This window comes from Micromonospora sp. LOL_015 (assembly GCF_048060275.1).
In the GTDB taxonomy this organism is placed as follows: Bacteria; Actinomycetota; Actinomycetes; order Mycobacteriales; family Micromonosporaceae; genus Micromonospora_E.
The window spans coordinates 291,182-313,395 of record NZ_JBHMIO010000001.1 but is presented as its reverse complement, the minus strand read 5'-3'; the positions used below and the strand labels follow the sequence as shown (position 1 = coordinate 313,395).

Genomic DNA, 22,214 nt, shown 5'->3' with positions numbered 1-22,214 from the left:
CACCGGGGACAATCAGGTCGTCCCCTTACCGAAAGAACCCTAACGCCCGCAGACTGACGAGTAGACTCGATTCCAAGAACGACATGCCTTTCTTCGGCGAAGCCGGTTGACTAACGTGAAAGGCCGTCCGATATCAGCCGTGCCGGGAGACCTCCCGGCAGGCGCGGTCGGCCAGGCGGGTCGTCTCCGGCAGCCGGTAGTGCGGCGTCAGCTCGGGGTGGACCTGCCCCGCCCACCACGGGGTGGGCGGGGCAGGCGGGAATCAGCGGACCGCTGCCGCGGCCGTCCGCGACTCGGGCAGGTAACGAGCCGTCGTCGGGTCGTAGTACCGCAGACCGTCGTACTGCAGACCGGTCTCGACGTCCAGGTACCGGCCGCCGAGCCGCACCGGCGTGCCAGGTTGGTCGCCCAACCGGCGGCCGTCGGTGCCGACCAGCTCCGGCGGGGCGTCCGCGCCGCCGGTCACCACCGCGTGCACCGTGCCGTCGGTCAGCTGCGCGACCGGGTACGCCAGCGTCGGGTGGTACTCCCACGCCGTCGTGGTCACCTGGCCGGTGCCGTCCCGGTGGTGCTGCTCGACCAGCAGGTCACCGGACCACACGAATCCCGTCTCCTCCAGCACGGTGCCGTCCCCGTCCAGGCGCTGCTTGGCGATCCGCCGGCCGAACGCGTCGTACCGGTACCGCCAGTGGTTCCCGTCGGGAGTGGTGACCGTGGTCAGCCGGTCCAGGTGGTCCCAGGTGAGCCGCCAGTCGCCGTCGGCTTCCGACCGGATGCTGGGCCGACCGGCGGCGTCCAGCGTGTACCGGACTTCGGCCGGACCGTCGCCCTCGCGGGTCTCGTCGGCTGCGGCCTCGTCGTCCGCCGGCGGTTCGACCGACAGACCCGCGTCCCAGGACCGGCTCACCTCACGCCCGCCGTCGTAGCCGAACCTGAGCCGTTGCCCACCGGCCGCCAGTAGCAGGGGCCGGCCGGACTCGTCGTACGACCACTGCGTCACCGCCCCGGACGGTCGGGTCCGCGCGGTCACCGCACCAACCTGCTCGTCGTAGGCGCTGGACACCGTGTGCCCGTTGACCGCCTCGGCGATGACCCGGCCGAGCGCGTCACGCTCCAGTCGGATCTTCGAGTCGGCGTCGTCGGCTGCGACGATCCGGCCGGCCGGATCGTAGGTCAGCCGGGTCACTGACTCTCCGGTTCGCTGCTCGATCACCCGGCCGAGCAGGTCGTACGTGTAGTGAGTGACCTCACCGGCCGCGTTGGTGTGTTCGACCAGCTGACCGGCTGCGTCCCACGCGTACCGCTGGGTGCGACCGTCGAAGTCGGTCTCCTCGACAAGCCGGCCGTTCGGGTCGTACGAGTACCGCCAGGTCCGGCCCTGCGGGTCGGTGATGGTGGTCAGCCGCAGTTCGGTGTCGTACGCGTACTCGGTGCGGTTGTCATCGTCGATACGTGCCGTCACCAGGTCGAACGCGCCGTACTCGTAGTAGGTGTGTCGGCCGTCCCGGGCGACCGCTTCGACCAGGTTGCCTTCGGCGTCGTAGCCGAACTCCTCGACGCTGCCGTCGGGGTGTTCCCGCCAGGCCAGTTCACCCTCCAAGGTCCAGCCGAGTCGCGTGATGCCCTGACCGGTGCGGACTCCGATGGTCCGGCCCAGTTCGTCGTAGCGGTAGTGGGTCTCGCCGTCACCGGTGGTCATCGATGTGACCTGACGTATCGCGTTGCGTACGACGACCGCCGAACCGACCTGGACGGCCGTACCCCGGCCGTCGTCGGTCGGCCGGTCGAACCGCACCACTTCGCCGCTGGCGTCGACCTCCGCGAGCACCCGGCCATCGGTGTCGAACTCCCGGGTGATCGTGGACCCGTCGAAGTCCGTCCTGGCGATTTCCCGGCCGTGTTCGTCGTGACTGGTCGTGGAGCGGCTGCCATCGGGGCGGACGACAGCGGTCTGCCGTCCCTCGGTGTCGTACTCGTAGCGGGTCGTCCGGCCCAGCGGGTCGGTCCGGGTCAGCAGCCGGTACGCGTGGTCCCACTCGCTACGGGTCGTCGCGCCCAGCCCGTCGATCTCCGCGACCACCTGAAGGTGGTCGTTGAGCTCGTAGGTGTGCACCGCGCCGAGCGAGTCGGTGACGACGGTCCGGCCGTCGGAGTACTCGAACCGGTAGCGCAGGTAGCCGTTCTTGCCGTCGGTGTCGACGCAGCGGCCCGCGTCGTCGTAGGTGTAGGTGTACCACTCACCGTTGCGGTCCTCCCAGCGCACCATCCGGCCGTCGGCGTACTCGAAACGCTCGGGGTCGCCCGAGGAATTGATCACCTCGGTCAGTTGCCGGTCCTGGTCGTAGCCGTACCTGCTCGCCTCCACCAGCAGCCCGTCATGGTCCGGCAGTCGCAGCGCCGTCACCAGCCCCTCGGACGACGAGATCTCGATCGTGGCGCCGGCCGACGAATGAAGCTCGGTGACCGTGCCGTCGTCGTCACGGGCGATCGACCACCGCAGTCCGCCGTCGGTGATGTCACTGACCAGCGATTCTCCGTGGACCGCCGGGGCGAACAGCGATACCCGACCGGACACCGGGTCGGTGAGCAACCAGCCTCCGCCCACGAGCCGGCGCAGCGGCCATGCCCGCCCGATCGTCGGCAGCGCCGTCTCACCCTCACCGACCAGTGGATAGGTCAGGATAGATCCGTCGGAGGCCAGGTAGCGCACCTGCTCACCGTCGATGATGACCCGCTGGTCGATGGGTGAGGCCCAGCTCGGGCCGAACGACCGTCCCCAGCGGTAGTCGGAGCGGTACGTGCGCACCAGCGGCAGACCCGGCACCTCGGCATCAGTCTCGGTGAGAATCATGCGGCCGGTGGTGACGTCGATCGGGTCGCCCTCGCAGTCGGTCTCCTTGGTGCTCTTCGCTGTGTGGTGCGGCGAATTGTCACCGAAAGACGGTCCCGCGTAGGCGCCACCGTAATACGGGTCGCTGCTCGACGAAGTAGTCCAGGTTGCGTTTGGATGTGTGGCTGCTGGCAATCTATGGTCATATGTTACGTCACCCTGTTTGTACCTCGTTCCGTAGTTTGTTAGTTGCGAGTTGCTATCTTGTGGTTGATCTTGTTGGGTGTAGTCCTGTTGGGTGTAGTTCTGTTGGGTGTACCCCTCTTCTTGAATGGCGGCGTACGATGAGGTGGATTTTCCTCGACTCGAATGATATCCAGGGCTACCGGATCCCGAGCGCGAGCTTCGAGAGGAAGAGCTGGAGTCCTTGCTCGACCTCCTCCGTGACCACGAGTGGCGCTTCGGTGATGTTGCCATCGAATCCTGGCGCTGAGGGTGAGCAGGTTGCGAGAAGGTGTAATCCTCGGAAAATGCTTCCCAGTTTTCGCTAATAGAACGATTAGGAAAATAGCCAAGAGGTTTACTCAAGTCCGAAGCATCTGCCCATGTCCCGGTATTCTGTCGCGTTGGGGGGACGTAGATGCTTCCATCTGAGTCGAGGCGTGCCTGCGACATCCCCGCGGTGATGTCGCCGACAGACGTGTCGTTGATGGACGACTCCTCGTCTTGTTGCGCGACCTGAAGTTCCATCAGCTTTCTATTCAGGTCGCGTATCTCTGGGGATTGCCCGAACGTCGTATGGAAGTGAGTTAAGTGTGCAATCAAAGATTCAGCATTTTGATCCGCTCTGAGGATCGACCTCCTTCGCTGGTCGGCGTCAGTGCCCTCAAACAATTGGGACAGAATGTATATGTAATCGCTGTCCCGTCGTTCATTTGGGGTAACGTTGGGGATTGTGAATTGCAATCCTTTCCGGTTGTTCTCTGCCTCGCGATATCTAAATTGCTGATACAGGTCGTTCTGTTGCGCATCGAAGGATTGAGTGGTTTTTCCCTTGTAAAGCTTGGGGACAGCTTCGTATTCGCTTCTGTTGCGTATGAGATACTCGTGCCTTTTCGCTATCGTGCCTTTGCTTACGAATTCCCAGGCAACGATGCGCAAACCATCGATCCGACCCTGCTTGACAAGTTCGAATAGCGCCTCAAGCTCCACGTCGTGCAATACGCTCGGGACCATGACAGCTCGAAAGACATGAGCGTCGATTACTCCTCCGGAGACATCGACGAGTTTGTGTGAAAATGCTTCCCACATGCGCTCCAAGATCGGTGGGTAGTCGGTGTATCCGGAAGTGCCGAACATGAGATTGTCAAAGATGACTCCACCGGGGGTGGATTCGAGGATTCGCTGACCCGCACTCTTGGTGATGCGCTCGGCCACCGCGGGTCCAAGCTTGCCCCATAGTGCAAGATTTGATTTAAGTCGCCCGACTTCCTCCTCGAGTTTCTTCTCGAAATCTCGATCGTCTTGGTGCTCCACCCACCAATCCGAATTGACGGAAAAAGCATAACTTTCCGCCAACTCTTCGGCGAAGCGTTTGGCTCTGTCGTAGGCCGAGCCAAAGTACTTTTCCGATGCTGCAAAGATCTGCTGCGAAGAATAGCCGTCATCCTGCAGGGACAGTTCGTAATTGACCTGTTCCTTGAAGGCTGCGAGACGCCTTTGTAGGCGGCTGTTTCCTTGGAGCCTTTTGTACGCAGCCAGGCGGACCCGGACTTCGTCCCAGTCTTTCTGGGCTTTCCCGACTCTGGAGTTGGGGTTGATGTCTGGTGGTGGTTCGCGTCGCAAGTCCAAATATGTCGAGCCGCTTGGTGAATTCGAGTAGCTCGTGGGTGAATCAACCACTTGATCGGTGGGGTCCTCGGCTGGGAGCAGGCTGGAGTCAGGTATGCCGATCAGTTCGTTATTTGATGGAGGGCGCCCATGTCTCGGATGATGACTCGGTTCGCTGTGCGAATGGCGCTTTCTCCGGTGGGACCCGCCATCCCGGCTGGAGCTGTCCGAGCCACGCGAGCTCCGTCGACTGCTGCCGCTGCTGCTGCCGCTGCTCTTGTTCTTGCCCACGCCGCAGCCCATCAGGCCGAGCGGGTCGGCGATGGTGAGGGGGTCGTCGACGTACGCGGTCGGGTTGGGTCCGCCGGCCAGGCCGAGAGGATCCGGGCTCAGATAGCGGGCCGTCGCCGGATCGTAGTAGCGGAACCGGTTGTAGTGCAGTCCGGTCTCGACATCGTGGTACTGGCCGGGGAACCGTAGCGGGGTGCCCGCCGGGTCACCGCCACGGCCCCACAGGTCACCGCGCGACCACCAGCGCAGCTGACCGCCGGGCTCGATCAGATGGGTCGGTGTCCCGATCAGGTCGGTGACGACGGTGTTCACCCCCTGGTCGCCGCCGGTCTGGGTCACCGGTGCCGAGCCGTCGGGCCAGTAGTCCCACGAGATGGTGTCGGCGCCGTCGGTCTGCTCGACCATCAGGTCGCCCGCCCAGGCGAAGTACACCTCCTCGGCGACCGAACCGTCACCGGCGAGGCGCTGCTTCGCGACCCGCCGACCGAAACCGTCGTACCGGTAGTGCCACTGGTCCCCGCCCGGCGTGACGACCCGCACGAGCCGGTCCTCCGCGTCCCATACGAACCGCGAGGTGCCCCCGGCGTCGGTCCGGGCAATCAACCGGCCGCTGTCGTCGTAGTCGAACCGCGCGTCGTCCGACCGCAGGAGCATGCTGCCGTCGAACTCCCAGCGCCCGTCGCCCACGCCAGCGAGGCCACCGGCCACGTCGTAGTGATAGCGCTCCCGCGCCCCACCGGCGGCGGTGACCGTGCGGATCCGTCCGACCTCGTCGGCCTCGAACGAAAGGTCGTCGCCGAGGGTGTCGGTGATGCCGACCACCCGGTCGTTGCCGTCGTAGTCGAACCCGCGTACGGCGATGTCGGCGATGTGCTGCGCCGACAGCCGGCCCGCGACGTCGTACGTCTGACGGAGCGCGACCACCTCGTCGACGGTCCGGCTGACCTCCCGGCCCGCGGCGTCGTGGCCGAAGCGCACCACGTGCCCGCCGGTGACGAGCATGACCGGCAGGCCATCCGCGTCCATTGTCCACCGGCTGGCCCGACCCGACGGCGTGGTCCGGGCCACCACCTCGTCGCCTTCGTAACTGGTGCGGACGGTACGGCCGTTGATGCTCTCCGCCACCACCCGACCCTGGTCGTCCCGCTCGAACCGCACCACCGCGTCCGGGCTGGTCACCTCGGCGAGATAGCCGTCCGCGTCGTACCCCAACCGGGTGACCAGGTCGCCGACGCGGCGCTCGACCACCCGGCCGAGCAGGTCGTAGCGGTAGTGGGCGGTCTCGCCCGCCGCGTTCGTCCGGCTGGTCAGCTGCCCGGCGGCGTCGTAGGCGTAGCGCTGGGTGCGGCCGTCGTAGTCGGTCTCGGTGACGAGACGACCGGCTGCGTCGTAGGTGTACCGCCATACCCGGCCACGCGGGTTCGTCACCGCGACCAGCCGCAACTCCGTGTCGTAGCTGAACTCGGTACGGTTGCCCGCCTCGTCGATCCGCGCCGTCGGTAGATCGAACGAGCCGTACTCTATCCGCACGGAACGCCCCAGAGCATCGATAGTCTCCACCAGATTCCCTTCGCCGTCGTAATGCCATTCCTGAGTGGAACCATGTGCGGTCGCGCGCCAGGCCAGGTCACCCTCGGCCGTCCAGCCGAACTCGGTGACGGTGCCATCGGGCCGGCGTGCCAACCTGATGCGGCCGAGGCCGTCGCGGACCAGTTCGGTTCCGGGTACGAGATCGGTCGGCGGCTCGTCGTCACCGGCCGGGTGGTGGCTGCCGTCCGGGCGGATCGTCGCGGCCAGCCGCCCCTGGTCGTCGTACGTGAAGCGGGTCGTCCGCCCGAGCGGGTCGGTCCGTTCCCGCAGCCGGTACGCCGCGTCCCACCGCGACCGGGTGACGCCGCCGAGCGGATCGACTTCGGCGACGACCTGGAGCCGGTCGTTCAACGCGTACTGGTGCACGCCGCCGAGTGAGTCGGTCACGACGGTGCGACCGTCGAGGTATTCGAACGCGTACCGCAGATGCCCGCCGGCACCATCGGTGGACACGCAGCGGCCGGCGCGGTCGTAGACGTACGTGTACCACTCCCCGTTGCGGTCGTCCCACCGGACGATCCGGCCGTCCTCGTCGTAGCTGAGCCGCACCGCGTCACCGGACGAGTTCCGTACCTCGACCAGCCGGCGTCGCTCGTCGTACCCGAACGCCGGCAGCTCTACCTCGTCGTCGCCGTCGGCGGGCACGAACAGCGCCCCGGTCACCAGCTCCCCGGAGGTACGCAGCTCCACCTGGTCCCCGGTGGATGACGCCAGGAGCACCGGTGCGCCGGTGTCGTCGCGGACGACGTGCCACCGTCGACCGGCCGCCGCGACATCGGACAGCATCGCCGCACCGTCGCCCCCGGCGGGGGCGAACAGCAGCAGGGCACCGTCGGTGACGAGTGCCCAGCCACCGCCGACCAGCCGACGCAGTCGATCTGGGCGGCCGAGGACCGGCAGCACCTCGTCGCCCTCGGCCGGCAACGGATAGGTGAGGATCGAGCCGTCGGCGGCCAGGAACCAGGCGTGCCGGTCGTCGGTCACCACCCGTTGGTCCAGCGTCGAGGCCCAACTGGGCCCGAAGGAGCGGCCCCAGCGGTAATCCGAGCGGTGGGTACGGGTGAGGCGCAGGCCGGGCAGGATCATGTCGGTCTCGGTCAAGATCATTCGACCGGTCGTCACGTCGATCGGGTCACCGACGCACAGCGTCTCGGCGGTCGATTTCACGACCACCGCAGGCGGTACGTCGCGCAACGACCGTCCTCGGCCACGCTCGTACGCGGCGACCGACTCCGGCGCGCGGTCGGCCTCAGCCGGCACCGCAGCTTCGGTGCCCGCGACGGCAGGTGGCGTAGACCGAGCCTCGATCGCGGGACCGTCGACCGCGACCACCGGTGGCGATGTCTCGACCCGGTCGGCGACAGGCCCGGCAGCCGGACGTTGGGGCTGCGGGGATGGCGACTGCGACTCCGTGTGCGCTGCGGGCGCGGCCTGTTCAGCGGATCCGTGCTCGGGCGGGTCCGTGTGGGACCGCGACTGCGGTCGGTGCCCGGCCGCACGATCGGTCCGTCCTGGAACAGCAGCCGGTGGGTGCGCCGGGGGAACCGACGGGTGCGCCGAAGCAACCGAGCTGTCTACCGGCGCAGCCGGCGTGTCTGCCAGGGCTGCCTGGGTGGCTGGCCCCACCGCTGTGTCCAGCGGCGCGAGCGGCACCGGCGACGGTCGGCCCGACGTACCCAGCGCGGGTCCGGTCGTCGACGGGCTTTCTGTCCGGGCGCCGGCCGGCCCGCTCTGCGCGGCCGCCGAGGAGGATATGGCCCCCCCGGGTGACCCGCTGGTCGTGGTGGCGGTGGATGGTGCGACCGGGGCAGTGACGCCGGGCGGTGGGGCGGTACTCGATGACGTGGCGGCAGCCGGTGCCACGACGCCGCTGTCCAGTCCAGGTACGGTGCCGTCCAGTCCAGGTACGGTGCCGTCCAGTCCAGGTACGGTGCTGTCCAGTCGAGGAATGACGCCAGCGGATCCGACGGTAGGCGCAACGACCGCCGCGGCCGGAGGCGTATCGGTATGCGTAACGTCCCGACTGCCCCGGTGCGCGGAGCTCGGGCTTTCCCGGGCAGCGTCGTGCTGCGTACCGGTCGACTGCGGGCCTGCCTCCACGACGATGTCGGCGGCGGACGGCACCGGGCCCAACGGAGCAACCGGACTCAACGGTGGCGGAGAGTCCGCCACGCCATGTGCGGGCTGACCCACAGGAGTGGTGTCGAAACCCGGTAGCCCTCCCCGCCCGTCGTCGGCCGGCGCGGTGACCGCAGGTTGGCTGTCCGGCTGCCCGACGCTACCCGGTTGGTCGCCTGACGGCTGGACGACGTCGGGCGACGGGTCTACGCCGCCGATGGTTCCGCCGTTCGGCGCTACGGGCACCTGGCCCGATGCCAAGGAGTCGCCTTCCTCCGGCGCGGCGGCACCGCCGGGAACGAGCGGAGGCGCGGTGCCACTCGGAACAGTCGGGGAAGCGGGGCTGCCGGCCGGCGGATGCTGATCTCCCTGGGGCGACCCCACTCCGGCTCCGACCGGCGTCGGGGCAAGGTCATCGTCGGTCGGCTGCCCGTGACCCGTCGCGGCATCGTAGGGCGGCGGCGCCTCGTCGTACGGTGTGGGCGCGCCCCCGGGCAGTGCGCCGTCGTACGGCGGCGGCGCACTCTCGGGTGGCGGCAGTTCGGCTTGATCCGGCGGTGCGCCCTCGGGCGACGGCCCACCCTGGCCGGGCGTCGCACTGTAGAGAGGTAGCTGGGCACCTCCGGCTGGTAGATCGACCCCGTCCGACCCGCCGACGGCCGCCGGATCGGTGGAGCCGCCTGCTGATTTCTCCGAGCCGGTCTGGAGCCCCCCGCCCTTCCCGGACGGGTCTTGACCGTACTCGGAACCGCCGCCACCGCCGACGGCTTCGCCCTTCGCGCCGCTGCCGCGCTCAACCAGATTCTTGCGGTCTCCAGGGCCGGCGATGCTGTCGGCATCGGGAGTCTTCTTGTCGTCGCCACCGATCGCCTTGCCGAACTTGTACGCGTTGTGGCTGGCATACGTGCCGACGGCTGACGAGACCGCGGTGGCCAACGGGTTGAACCCGCTTGCCGCGCCGAGCATCGCCATGAAGGCGAACTCGCCCAGCGTCTCGCCTCCCGCCCCCAGACCGGCCTTCCCATGCGAGGTGTTCGCGAGTTTGGGAAAGTACCGTCCGCCGACAAGCTGGAAGCCGCTGGCGAAGGCACCGATCGTGACGCCACCGGCGGCGGAAAGGCCGAGGTCCGTCCAGTCGAAGCCGCCGCTCTTGTTGTCCTTCGCGAGGACGATGCCCTGCGCCGCGACGTTCTCGGCGCTCTCCTGGACCCCCTCCTCGACGGATTCCAGCGCGAGCCGGGCGATGAGTTGGTGTAGCCGGTTCTCCAGCTTGTCGAGCAGCTTCTCGGTAATCTGTTGGCCGATCTTGAGGTACGCCGGGACCAGCGAGGCGCCGAAGCCCGAGGCCATCGCCAGGGCGATGTCGAGGACGATCACGAACGCCGCGACGACGATCTGGACCTGCCCGTAGTCGATCTGCTGGTTGGCCTGGTCGGCGATGTTGCTCGCCACGAGCGCCCGCCGCGTTCCCTGCGGCACCGGATCGGTGATAGTGCGGTGGAACTGGGCGAACGCGTCGGCCGCCGGGCCGTCGAGCTTGCCGTGCAGTCCCGCGCCGAGGGCCTGGATCGCCGCGACGGTGCTCAGCAGGTCCCGCCCGAAGGCGTCGAGTTCGACGCTCAACGCCTTCAGCTCTGGCGGATCGCCCTTGGGGAACCTCTCGCCGACCGTGTACAGAATCGCGTCGTACGCCCACTGCCAGTTCGGATCGTTGGGGATGTTGAAGCTGACCATGAGCGCGGGTCAGATCGGAACGGCGGTGCCGTCGGGTAGGAAACTGACCAACATCGGTTGGTATCCAGGGGACGCCGGGTCGAAGTCGGCGTCATCCCGGGTCCTGACCAGGAACAGCTGGCCGTCTCCCGGGTCGACGGGTCGGTTGTCCGGTCCGGCGACGACGTGGTGGTCCACCAGCGGTTGGACCGAGTCGTAGCAGTTGAGGTCGAGCCGGGCGACGCCGTCTCCGAACGTGTTCAGCTTCTGCAGCTCGTAACCCTCGGGAACCGGGGCTTCGTCGATGAGGACCCCGTCGGTGCGGTAGGTGACATGCGAGGACAGCAGCGGCATCGCGGCGGCGGAGTCGCCCGGTGCTTCGGCTCTGATCGAGAGACTGTGTGTCGGGGTGAGTTGTGTGGCTGGGTTGTCGGTGGGGTCAGGGGTGTCTTCCAAGACTACGAAGTTCTGTGTCGGGGAGAGCCGTACCGGTGGCTTGTCAGTACCGGACGGATCAGGGTGCACCGCCGACCGAGTCGGCAGTACGGCGAACTCGGCACCGATGGCACGGCCAGCCTCGTTGGCCTCGTCCTCGGCCTGCTGGTAACCCTCACCGCTGATCCGTAGCCCCGTCGCGGCGTACTCCAGGGTTCCTCGTACCCCCAGGATGATGCCTTCGACCACATCCATCGTCTGGTCGAACTGCTTCCTGAATTCGTTGCCGATCTCGTCGTCGCCCCACGCGCCGCTGTACCGGGTCCGGAGACCATCGAGACGCCGTAGCTCGCCGTCGAACATGGCGAGATGCCCGTCGTAGGAACGGCTCACCCAGATGACGCCCTCCGGGTCCACCCACAGTGCGCCGTTGACGTCGCTCACGGCTGCTCCGGGTCGAGGCCGAGAAGTTGTCGGACGCCGCCGGTCATCCGTGGTCCCTCAGGCGGCAGGTACATGTCGACACCAGCCTCGCCTCGTACCATCTTGGCGGCGTTCATCCCGTAGGGAAGCAGCGGAGCGAGTAGGTCCGCAGCCTGTTCCATGACCAGTTCCTTGGCCTCGGCGAAGGTCTGGAGGATGGTTGCCTGTAGCTCAGCGGGTGGCATCCGCCGGTACGCGCCGGTCGGGAAGGTGATGTCGGTGAGCACCCCGTTCTGCCCGACCGTCACGGTCACCTCACGTCTCGGTGAGGTGGCCGTGGCCTTGATCTTGCTCATCCGTTCCTGGAGGTCCAGCACGCTGCTGCGCTGATGTTGGTACTCCGCGAACAACTTCTCGATGTGATCGTCGAAGCTCATGGGCCGGCTCCCTTCCCTGTGGTCCTCAGTACAGGCTCACGGAGCCAGCTTCTGGAAGCGTGATCGTGGTTCACGGGGACGAACGTGCATGGCCTTTACCCCGTCGCACGCCTCCATGCTCCACCGTCCAATCCCGACCCCGGCAGCCCAACGTGACACGACGGTGACAGCACCGTTCGAGCTAGGGGGAAGTAGGCAGAGTTCCCCGTCATTTCGGACATCCGCTGACCGCTGGGCTTGCTCGTCGTACGGGGCGGCCGGGAACACTCGGGTCGGCGATCGCCGAGCAGGGAGTTCGACGTCGTCAGACCTTCGACGTACGACGAGAGGAGTGTCGTTGTGACCATGCCCGTGGTCCAGACCACCGATCCCGGGATGCAGGCGGCGGCCACCGAGTTCGCCGCCAAGACCCAGGAGTTCACCGGCCACCTGCGCAGTGTCAACACTCAGATGACCACGCTGCAGGCGAGCTGGCGAGGCGACGCCTCGAACAGCTTCAACCAGGCGATGGACAACTGGGAGAGGTCGTTCCAGACCGTGATCAACGAGCTGATGCACATGATGGACGTCATGGGCGTCACGACCGCCGGATACCGAGCCGCGGAGGACGACGCCTCGCAGGCCGCCCGGGACTTCGGGGCCGCACTGCCCGGCATCTGACCCGCTGACCGGTCAACCACCACGCTTCTCAGGAAGGACCCGACGGTGTCCAACTACCGTTTCGACTTCAACCAGGCCGACGCAACACTGTATGACATGAATCAAATCAACGGCCGTATCGCCAGTGCGCTCGCTGAAATGGAGCGCAACGTCGAACGCAGTCTCGAGGAATGGACCGGCGACGCGCGGACGAGTTACTACGCGGCCAAGCTCCAGTGGAACCAGGCCGCGCAGGACATGAGCACCTACCTGGAGCAGGCGCGCCGGACGCTGCTGACCATCTCCGAAAACTACGGCACGACCGAGCAACGGCACACCAAGATCTGGAACGACGTCCGCGGCGGCTGAGTTTCCTGCCGGCTGCCGGGGCGGTACGTCTCCCGGCAGCCGGCTCGCCGCCGGAATGACCGACCCGTACCCAAACAATAAAGGAGATCGACGAAAATGGTCATGATGTGGGATGGAAACGGTGAGCTACTCGTGGAGTGGGATAAACCCTACAGTTCGTCCCTGGATTGGGATAAGCCCAATCGGCCAGCCGCAGATCAAATGGGAATATTCGATAAGTTCAACAGCGGGGAGGTTGACGGATTCCCGAACAAGCATCCACCTGGATGGATCGAGGCGGTCATTGACAAGGTCAACGACGACATTGCGGCGGAGAATGACGGAAAGTGCTACCCCTACCTGAGTGACACCATCGACTGGTCTACCTACAGTGCGGACGAGAAGGCTGCCTACGAATGGTACGAGAGTGAAATCCTCGATTTTGACAAGTGGGACGACCACGTCGACGAATACCACGCTACCGCCGCAAACGAGGACAATGTCTCCTGGGATGACTTCGAGGAGCCTGATTCGTACGACATAGACGGAGACATCGATGCCCCAGAGGTCAAGGCCTATACCGGGGGTGACAACAAGAATGGTCAGCTCAAGGTTAGCACCGAGGCCATCCGGCACTTCGTGCATCAGATCGACAAGATCGCCTGGGAAGGCGGCGGGATGCTGCTTGACGCCAGTAACAGATTCGACGAGCTCGACATCCGGCCCGGCAAGTTCGCCAAAGCGGAGCTGATGCGGCAGAAGCTCGCCGGTAACGGCGGCGATAACCTTGGCCTGATAGGTGACACCAAAGGTCTGCTGGTGCAGGTGCACCGGACGCTTTTTTCGCTCCGCGAGAGCCTGTTGCAGATGGCCAACTCATACGAGCGTACCGAAGAGGGTAACGAACGCACGGGCAAGGACCTCGAGGAGCGAACCGAAGAGTTCAACAAGATGACCGAGGCGCAGTTCGGTCAACACATGGGTGACACGTGGGGGTACCTCGGGGACACCGGCGACTTCGGTCAGGTCTCCACTGATGGTGCCAAGACCGGGGACACGGGCGGCGACGAGTAGGCGCGCTCCCCGATTTCAGGGGCGCGCGGTGGCGGACGGCACGATGGCGGACAGGTGTGGATAGTCGATGGCAGACGATGAAGACGACAAGGAGTGGGCGCACCACTCCGACCCCAAGGCGACGTTTCCTCCACTGACGACGGCGACTGAGCCGATCAACGACCTGGAGCTGTGGGCTCAGTCCGACCCTCCCGGCTGGCGGCGGATCAAGGCAGCGGTGAACGGGGGTTCCGCACTCGAAACTGACGCGGGAGCCGATTACGCCAGCACCCTGGTGAGGGCACAGAGTCTCGCCGACGCGGCCGGCGCTTTCCAGCAGGCGGTCAACACCCTGGAGTGGCTGGAAACCTTCATCAGCGTTCAGTCGCACGCGATCGCAGGTGAAGAGAAGGCGTGGCAGGGAACCGCAGCCGATGCCTTCCTTGCGAAGATGGACTACTACGCCAGGTTCCTCGGCAACCAGGCGGAGCGCCTGCGTGGCGGTGCTGGCATGAGCGGCTCGGCGACCCTGCCGAACCAGCTAATGAAGGACTCACACTACCTGCATTGGGCGCAGGAGCAGCTCGACTATCTGGACAAAGCGTGGGCGAAGATCGCCGCGGCCTCCGAAGACGACGTCGCCCACACGGCCGGCGGGAACGTTGCGATCAGTTCGACCCGGTTCGCCCGCCCGATGACCAACCAGATGCTGGAGGTCGCCCTGACGCTGGCAGACCAGTACGTACTGACCGTGCCGAAGGTCGTGTCGCCCAGCGGAGACGGCAGCCTCAGCCCGGACAGCATTCCCGAGCCCACCGGCCCGCCGACCCTGCCACCAACGGAACCACCCGTCGAGCCGCCGACCGAGCCGCCGACCGAACCACCGGCTGAACCGCCGACCCAACCTCCCACCCAACCTCCGACCCAGCCTCCCTCTGAGCCACCCTCTGTGCCTCCGACTCTGCCCCAGACGGAGCCACCTGCTCCACCCTCGACAGAGCCGCCGCCCGTTTCACCCTCGGTCGAGCCGCCACCGGAGGTGGCGGAACCTCCTGCAGTCGAGAGTCCACCGGTCACCGGACCCGAGGCACTTCCCGACAGTCCGGTTGGCGGATCTGTGGGCAGTGGCGGCCCGGGCGTAGCGGCCCCTGTCGTCATCGAGCCGCCGAGCGACGGGCTACCCGGGTTCGACGCCCCGGCGGTTCCCCCACCCGGTACCTCGCCGGATGCCGATCCTGGCCAGGTCGGCGGCGGCGGTTCCGGCGTGGTGCCGCCCGTCGTCCCACCGGTCGTCACTCCGGTGCCGAACACCCCCGCGCCGGGTGGCGGCAGCCAACCGCCGCACGGCGGCGCACCGCCGGCTCCCGCCCCCGGTGGTGGTGTGGATTTGCCGGAGGTTCCCGCTCCGGGGTCCGAGCCACCGGTCGTCGAGCCTCCTGCGGGTAGCCCGTCCAATCCCGGTGCACCGGCACCCGGGCCGATGCCGGGCGCACCTGGCGCGCCCGGTCCCGGCCTCGGCGGCGGGGAAGCGGCACCGGACCGCCCGGACTCCTCAGGGCTGGTCGACGGTGACCGGTCGGACTGGACCCCCGGCGAACCTGGGTCGGCGGCTCCGGACGCGCCCGGCGGAGTCAGCCCGGGCGGTGGCGGCCTCGACCAGGTCCCGGAAATCAGCCCGGTGCCCGGGAACGAACAGCCGCCAGCGGGGTCGGCTCCACCAGGATCGGCTCCACCAGGATCGGCTCCACCAGGAGCTGTGCCACCGATGATGCCCGGAGCGCCGGGTGCCCCGGGGGCGGGTGCCGGGGGTGGCTCCGGCGTGCCGGACCGTCCGGACTCGGCCGGGCTGGTCGACGGCGACCTGCAGGACTGGCAACCGCCCACCGGTACGGTCGACGTACCCGACGCACCTGCCGGGGCCAGTGCCGGGGGTGCCGGACTGGGCGACGAAGGAACACCCGCGAATTCGACGGGCTTTTCGACCCCGCCCCCGATCGCGACGCCGTCACAGTCGTCCAGACAGCCCGGCGCGGGTTTCGCTCCCGGCGCCCACTCCGGACCGGTCGGTGGGGTGCCGCCCATGCCGGGAGCACCCGGGTCACCCGGAGCACAGTCGGGCGGCAACGGCCAGCCGGACCGTCCGGACGCCACCGGACTGGTCGAGGGAGACATCGACGACTGGGCCGCTGTCGGGCCGGACCTGCCCGCCGGCCCGCAGGCCCCCGGCGGAGCGACGGCCGGCGGTGCCGGGTTGGGCACCGTACCGGTCGAACCGCCCCGCGACGAGTCAAGCGGCCCGATCGACCCGGCGGGGTCGGCCGGGACGTCCGTATCCGACGTGCCGGGACCCGTCGCCGGGCAGCGCCCCGCAGCGGTGCCGGCCCGGCAGACGGGTGCGGACCGACCGGCCGCGCCAGTCGCCTTCGGCGTACCTCCGGTGGTCAATACGGCTGAGGAACGTGAGCCGGTCGACCGCCCGGACGCCGCGGATCTGCTGCGGGAGGACGAAGTCGTCTGGGCCCGCGCCGACCTGGACCAGCGGAAGAGAACGGACGACCGGGTACCGGTCGTGCGGCCGGCGGAGGATGCAGCCGATCCGTCGCACTGGGCCGACCCGGACGGCATTTGGTGGCTACGCGGTCCGGAACCCGAGCGTGAGATGGAGGCAAGAGATGCGTGACGACGTCGAGCCGAGGCCGCTGGAATCCTGGCGACGGAGGCGAGCGGCGGCGCCGGAGCCTGAGGCCAGACCGTTGCGTTGCGGGGGACCGGACTACACCAACGCCGAACGGCTGGAGCTGATGCGCCAGCGGCAGCGGGAAATGGACGAGGCGGCGCGGCGAGAGCGGGAGCAGTCCGAGTCCCGCCAGTCCACCCGGCGCCGAGGAGTCAGCGAGAGCGACGGGGACGACGAGTACCCGTCCGAGCGCCGCGCCGACCGGTACGCGGTCGGGCTGCTTCGCCAGGACGACGCGGCATGGGGTGGTACCGGTTGCGGAACTGGGGGGCTCGGATGAGCGTCCTGAGGCAACGGCACTCCGGCCTGACATCGTCCGGCGACCGTCGCCGCCGGCATTATGGAGTGCTGGCATGAGCACCATCACTGTCAAGAGGCCACCGCGCGCGGCCGGGCCGGCGGATCCGGACGGGGAGGTGGAACTGCAGGAGCCTCCGCTGATGGCGGAGGAGGCACCGCTCGACTTCCGCTCGTTCGCCATGATCGTGCCGATGGGCCTGGGCATGGGCGCGATGATGGCCATGTTCGGCCTTTACAGCCGTGCGCCGGTCATGTACGTGATGGGCGGAGCGATGGCCGTCGGCATGCTGTTGATGGGCGTCATGCAGATCGGTCGGGCCGCTGCGGAGCGCAAGCGCCAGATGCGTGGCGAACGCCGGGACTTCCTGCGCTACATCGCCCAGCTCCGTCGGCAGGCCCGGAAGGCGGCTGAGGACCAGCGCCAGGCGGTTTTGTGGAACCATCCGCAGCCGCAGTGGCTGTGGTCGGTAGCGATGAGCAGCCGACTGTGGGAACGACGCCCCGGCCACGACGACTTCGGCCGGGTCCGGATCGGGCTCGGCCGGCAGAACGCGATGCTGCGGTTCCTACCTCCGCAGACCAAACCGATCGAGGACCTGGAACCACTATCGTCGATCTCCTTGCGACGGTTTTCCGAGGCGTACCGCACGGTGTCCGGGATCCCGACCTCGGTCGGCCTGCGAAGCTTCACCAGCGTCGAGTTCGAGGGCGAAGCGGACAAGGCGATCGATCTGGTCCGGTCGATGGTGGCGGCCCTGGCCACCCTGCACGCCCCGGACGAACTGCGGGTGGCGGTCCTCGCGCCGGAGGTGCACCGCGGGGAGTGGGACTGGATCAAGTGGCTGCCGCACAATGCCCATCCGACCGCCTTCGACGCCGCCGGGCCGGTGCGTCTGTTCGCCGCCGACCACGACGAGCTGCTCGACCTGCTCGGGCCGGAGATCACCGACCGGGGCGACCACGACCGGGAGTCCCGTCCATCGTCCACCGAGCCGTTCGTGGTGGTCGTCGCTCACCTGACCGACCTACCCGACAGCTCGCGGCTGCTCGGCGCGGGCATCCGCAACCTGGTGCTGCTCGACCTGACCGGTCAGATGCCCGGCGGGCCCAAGGTGCTACGGCTCACCCTGGAGTCGGACCGGGTCACCTTCCCCGCTGGGGAGAGCGTCGGAACCGCGCTGGTGGACGGGATGGCCGCCGCAGAATGCGAGGCGTTGGCGAGAATCATCGCGCCGAAACGGACCAGCGGCACCCTCGACGTGGTTGAGGAGCCGTTGGAAAGCGACTTCGAACTGACCACCCTGCTCGGCATCCGGGACGCCAGGACCTTCGACGTAGCGGCACTGTGGCGCACCCACGCTCCGCAGCGAAACCGCCTGACCGTGCCGATCGGGGTCACCGAGAGTGGTGAGGTGATCGAGCTGGACCTCAAGGAGTCCGCGCAGGGCGGGATGGGACCGCACGGCCTGCTGATCGGCGCGACCGGCTCCGGCAAGAGCGAGCTGCTGCGTACCCTCGTCTGCGCCTTGGCCGCCACCCACTCGTCCGAGATCCTCAACTTGGTCCTGGTCGACTTCAAGGGTGGCGCGACCTTCCTCGGCATGGAGAAACTGCCGCATACGTCGGCGGTCATCACCAACCTCGCCGACGAACTGCCGCTCGTCGACCGGATGCAGGACGCGCTCAACGGTGAGATGACCCGGCGTCAGGAACTGCTGCGCTCCAGCGGCTACGCCTCCCTGTTCGACTACGAGAAGGCTCGCGCCGCTGGTGCGCACCTCGTGCCGTTCCCCGTCCTGCTGATCGTCGTCGACGAGTTCAGTGAGCTGCTGTCCAGCAAGGGCGAGTTCATGGATCTCTTCGTCTCGATCGGTCGGCTCGGTCGGTCACTCGGCGTGCACCTGCTGCTGGCCTCGCAGCGCCTCGACGAGGGCCGGATCAACCGGGTCGAGGGGCATCTGTCGTACCGGCTGGCGCTGCGTACCTTCTCGTCGATGGAGTCGCGGTCGGTGATCGGCGTCGGCAAGGCGTACGAGCTGCCGCCCGAGCCTGGCAACGGCTACCTCAAGATCGATACCACCAACCTGGTGCGGTTCAAATCCGCCTACGTGTCCGGGCCGTACCACGGAGTTGGACGGGACAGAGCCGACGAGGCGGAAGACGAACGGCCGATGACCGCCGAAGTCGTCCCGTTCGTCACCGGTCAGGTCGATGTCCGGCACGATCCGGGTCGGGCCCGGATGACCGAGCCGGGGCACGACACCGCAACGGGAGCCGCCCAAGAAACCGAGACCGTCGAGGCCGGCTCCGGGGCCGCGACTGGTCCGAGTCTCGCCGACGTCCTGCTCGACCGGCTCGCCGGCGCCGGTCCGCCGGCCCGGCAGGTCTGGTTGCCGCCGCTGTCCGTCGCGCCCAGCCTGGACACGCTCCTACCCAGCGTCGTGCCGGATCCGCGGCGCGGGATGACGGTCGACGACCCGGGTGCCCAGGGGCGGCTGCGGGTTCCGGCCGGCATCGTCGACCGGCCCGCCGACCAGGTACGCGACCTGCTCACGATCGATCTCGGCGGCGCGGACGGGCACATCGGCATCGCCGGTGCGCCACAGAGCGGCAAGTCCGCCCTGCTGCGCAGCGTCATCCTCGCCCTGGCTTTCACCAACACCCCACACGAGGTGCAGTTCTACGGGCTCGACTTCGGCGGCGGTGGCCTCGCCTCCATCGCCGGGCTGCCGCACATCGGCTCCATCGCGTCCCGGATGGAGCGAGACCGGGTGGTCCGTACCATCGAGGAGGTCTCGCAGGTCATGGAGCGCCGGGAGTACGAGTTCGCCAAGCGCGGGCTCGACTCGGTGACCACCTACCTGGCGGCTCGCGCCCGTGGTGAGATCGACGACCCGTACGGGCATGTGTTCCTGGTCGTCGACGGCTGGTACACGATGAAGCAGGACTTCGCCGACCTGGAACCGAAGTTCCAGGAACTGGCCTCGCGTGGGCTCTCCTACGGCATCCATGTCATCGTCTCCGCCACCCGGTGGTCCGAGATGCGTACCTGGCTGCGGGACCTGCTCGGCACCCGGTTGGAGCTTCGGCTCGCTGACTCCATGGAGTCGGAGGTGGGTTCGCGTAAGGCGGCGACCGTGCCGAACCTGCCGGGGCGCGGCCTGACCAACAACGGACTGCACTTCCTCGCCGCGCTTCCCCGCATGGACGGCGTATCGAGAGCGGACGACCTCGCCGAGGCGACCAAGTCGGCGGTGGAGGAAATCGCCACCTTCTGGTCCGGCCCGCCCGTGCCGGGCGTACGGATGCTCCCCACCCAGCTTCCGGCGGAGAATCTGCCGGCACCCGAGCCGAGCTTCAGGATCTGCCTCGGACTGGACGAGCAGCGGCTCGCCCCGGTCTGGCACGACTTCCTGGTCACCCCGCACCTGTTGGTGTTCGGAGACAACGAGACCGGCAAGTCGAACATGCTCCGGCTGGTGCTACGGGCCATCCAGCAGCACTACCCGCCGTCCGGGGCGAAGGTCGTCCTCGGCGACTCGCGCCGGGATCTCGACACCGCGATCACCCCCGAGTACCAGGTCGGGTTCGGTTTCACCGGAGACAAGCTCTACGAGCTGGCCGGACAGACCACGGTGTCGATGGACCGGCGGGTACCCGGCCCGGACGTCTCCTCCGAACGGATGCGCCGCCGGGACTGGTGGGAAGGTCCGGAGCTGTTCCTGATTGTCGACGACTACGACCTGATGACCCGGTCATCGGGGCCGGGATCGGTCCTCGACCCGGTACTGCCGCTGCTGGCCCAGGGGGTCTATATCGGACTTCATTTGGTGATCGCCCGCAGTACCTCCGGCGCGATCCGAGCCATGATGGACCCGGTCCTTCGCCGCATGTGGGAGCTGGGTACACCGGCGACCCTGCTGTCCTATCCGAAGGAAGAGGGCAAGTTCCTTGGTGAGGCGGCTCCCCGTCGCCTGCCGCCCGGGCGTGCCCAGTTGGTCACCCGTCGCGGCGTGAAGCTGATCCAGACGGGCCACGTCATATGAAAGGGATGCACGGGTGACCGCGACACTCAACGTCGACCTCTGCCGGATCACCGTGATCGGCCCGGCTCGCCGAGTCGACCTGGCGATTCCGGTCACCACCACGGTGGCCGCCCTGTTGCCCCTGCTGGTCGAGCGGACCACCGACACCGGCTACCTCGTCAAGGCGGGCACCGCAGGAGGGGCATGGGTCCTGCAGCGCCTCGGACAGGCACCCTTCGAACTGACCGGTACGCCGGAGAGTCTCGACTGGTTGGAAGGAGAGGAGCTGCACCTACGGCCGGCCGAGAGTCCCCTGCCCGAGCTCGATTTCGACGACCTCGCCGACGGGGTGGCCATCGCCGTCAACCGCCGTGACGACCGATGGCAGCCCGAATACCGCCGGAACCTGTTCCTGGCGTTGGCGGCCGTCGGGATGGCCGCCACCGCCGTGGTGCTGACCAGACACGACCAGCAACTGCCGCAGGTGGTCGCGGCGGGCGTGCTCGGCGCGATGCTCACCACCGCTGCGCTGATCTGTGGCCGGCGCCTGGCCGACGGCGCGTTCTCCCTGCTCTTTGGCGCCGTCGCCGCCGGCTTCACCGCCCTGGCCGCCTCGAAGGCGGTCGACGACACGCCGGGTCATCTCGCGGTGTCCGCCGGAGCCGGTCTTGCCGCCGCAGTGGCCCTGTCGACAGTCGCCGCGCTCCTGCTCGTCGCCCAGCGGACCTTCGCCCCGTCCCTGCCGGTCCGTCCCGTCCTCGCCGCCGGGCTGGTGGGTCTGGCCACCGTACTGGTCATGCTGCTGGGCGCGGTCAGCGGCATGAGCGTGCCACGTACTGCGGCCACGGCGGTCACGATGATCTTCGCCCTGATCGTGCTGGCCCCTAGGATCGCCGTGAAGCTCGCCCGGCTGCGTGGCCCGCAGCTGCCGAAGAGCAGCGAAGACATGTCCTACGACATCGAGCCCGCCCCGCCCGGCCTGGTCCGGGGGCGTACCGGTGACGCGGACACGTACCTCGCCGTGGCGTTGATCGCTTCGGCGGTCGTCCTGCCTGTGCTGTTCCACCTCACGATGCGCCAGAACGGGTGGGCTGGCTGGACCTTCGTGCTGGTGGTCGCGAGTGCAATCCTGTTGCGCTCGCGTACCTTTTTCGGCGTCTGGCAACGGATCGCCCTCGTCGTCGCCGGTACCGTCGGCTACCTCATGGTCGTCGTGAAGCTCTCCGAGATGCTGTCGCCGGCAGGGCTCTGGGTCCTGCTCGGCTCGCTTGTCGTGCTGGTGGTGCCGCTGGTGATGGCGGCGTTGCGTCCCTGGCCTCGGCGGATGCTGCCGTTCTGGGAGTACTCGGCGACCTTCTTCGACGTCACCACCGGTGTCGCCGTACTTCCGGTCCTGGCGCAGATCCTCGGGATCTACGCCTGGGCCCGCGGACTGTTCGGGTAAC

At 67.8% G+C, this 22,214-nt stretch carries 9 protein-coding genes and 2 pseudogenes; 8 read left to right on the top strand and 3 right to left on the bottom strand.

The genetic code is table 11. The annotated features are described in order from the left end of the window. Positions 1-262: 262 nt before the first annotated feature. Genes ACFHWU_RS01285 through ACFHWU_RS01275 form a run of 3 tightly spaced genes read right to left on the bottom strand, consistent with a single transcriptional unit; the run spans position 263 to position 11,667 of the window. Positions 263-10,393, bottom strand: coding sequence for a DUF6531 domain-containing protein (locus ACFHWU_RS01285; protein WP_416589626.1), 10,131 nt, complete (start codon positions 10,391-10,393; stop codon positions 263-265). Between the two features lie 9 nt (positions 10,394-10,402). Next, positions 10,403-11,251, bottom strand: coding sequence for a hypothetical protein (locus tag ACFHWU_RS01280; RefSeq protein ID WP_416589625.1), 849 nt, complete (start codon positions 11,249-11,251; stop codon positions 10,403-10,405). Continuing rightward, positions 11,248-11,667 carry a YbaB/EbfC family nucleoid-associated protein gene (locus ACFHWU_RS01275; RefSeq protein ID WP_416551646.1) on the bottom strand — a complete coding sequence of 140 codons (420 nt, stop codon included), beginning with the start codon at positions 11,665-11,667 and terminating at the stop codon, positions 11,248-11,250. Before ACFHWU_RS01275 ends, ACFHWU_RS01280 begins: the two co-directional genes overlap by 4 nt. Before the next feature lie 339 nt (positions 11,668-12,006). On the opposite strand from ACFHWU_RS01275, the gene ACFHWU_RS01270 reads away from it, so the two are divergent. The 8 genes and pseudogenes from ACFHWU_RS01270 (at position 12,007) to eccD (ending at position 22,213) form a co-directional block, all read left to right on the top strand. Continuing rightward, positions 12,007-12,327 carry a WXG100 family type VII secretion target gene (locus tag ACFHWU_RS01270; RefSeq protein ID WP_416551648.1) on the top strand — a complete coding sequence of 107 codons (321 nt, stop codon included), beginning with the start codon at positions 12,007-12,009 and terminating at the stop codon, positions 12,325-12,327. Between the two features lie 45 nt (positions 12,328-12,372). Continuing rightward, positions 12,373-12,675 carry a WXG100 family type VII secretion target gene (locus ACFHWU_RS01265; RefSeq protein WP_416551650.1) on the top strand — a complete coding sequence of 101 codons (303 nt, stop codon included), beginning with the start codon at positions 12,373-12,375 and terminating at the stop codon, positions 12,673-12,675. A gap of 96 nt (positions 12,676-12,771) precedes the next feature. Continuing rightward, entirely contained in the window at positions 12,772-13,728 is a 957-nt protein-coding gene (locus tag ACFHWU_RS01260; RefSeq protein ID WP_416551652.1) for a hypothetical protein, read from the top strand. A 67-nt stretch (positions 13,729-13,795) separates the two neighbouring features. Next, complete coding sequence (locus tag ACFHWU_RS01255; RefSeq protein ID WP_416589624.1) at positions 13,796-16,387, top strand: hypothetical protein; 2,592 nt, start codon at positions 13,796-13,798, stop codon at positions 16,385-16,387. Beyond that, a complete protein-coding gene (locus ACFHWU_RS01250) occupies positions 16,380-16,724 on the top strand; it encodes a hypothetical protein (RefSeq protein ID WP_416551656.1) in 345 nt (114 codons plus the stop codon). Before ACFHWU_RS01255 ends, ACFHWU_RS01250 begins: the two co-directional genes overlap by 8 nt. Positions 16,725-16,797: 73 nt before the next feature. Beyond that, positions 16,798-18,985: pseudogene (gene eccCa, locus ACFHWU_RS01245) on the top strand (type VII secretion protein EccCa); the annotation flags it as partial. Between the two features lie 74 nt (positions 18,986-19,059). Continuing rightward, positions 19,060-20,790: pseudogene (gene eccCb / locus ACFHWU_RS01240) on the top strand (type VII secretion protein EccCb); the annotation flags it as partial. 13 nt (positions 20,791-20,803) lie between these two features. Next, positions 20,804-22,213: a type VII secretion integral membrane protein EccD gene (eccD, locus tag ACFHWU_RS01235; RefSeq protein ID WP_416589623.1), complete on the top strand. Its 1,410-nt coding sequence runs from the start codon at positions 20,804-20,806 to the stop codon at positions 22,211-22,213. Position 22,214: the final 1 nt, after the last annotated feature.

What these genes read in the sequence shown, in the direction of transcription:
- ACFHWU_RS01250 (WP_416551656.1), top strand. Translation starts at nt 16,380, where the DNA reads ATGCGTGACGACGTCGAGCCGAGGCCGCTGGAATCCTGGCGACGGAGG.
- ACFHWU_RS01275 (WP_416551646.1), bottom strand. Translation starts at nt 11,667, where the DNA reads ATGAGCTTCGACGATCACATCGAGAAGTTGTTCGCGGAGTACCAACAT.
- ACFHWU_RS01260 (WP_416551652.1), top strand. Translation starts at nt 12,772, where the DNA reads ATGGTCATGATGTGGGATGGAAACGGTGAGCTACTCGTGGAGTGGGAT.
- ACFHWU_RS01255 (WP_416589624.1), top strand. Translation starts at nt 13,796, where the DNA reads ATGGCAGACGATGAAGACGACAAGGAGTGGGCGCACCACTCCGACCCC.
- ACFHWU_RS01285 (WP_416589626.1), bottom strand. Translation starts at nt 10,393, where the DNA reads ATGGTCAGCTTCAACATCCCCAACGATCCGAACTGGCAGTGGGCGTAC.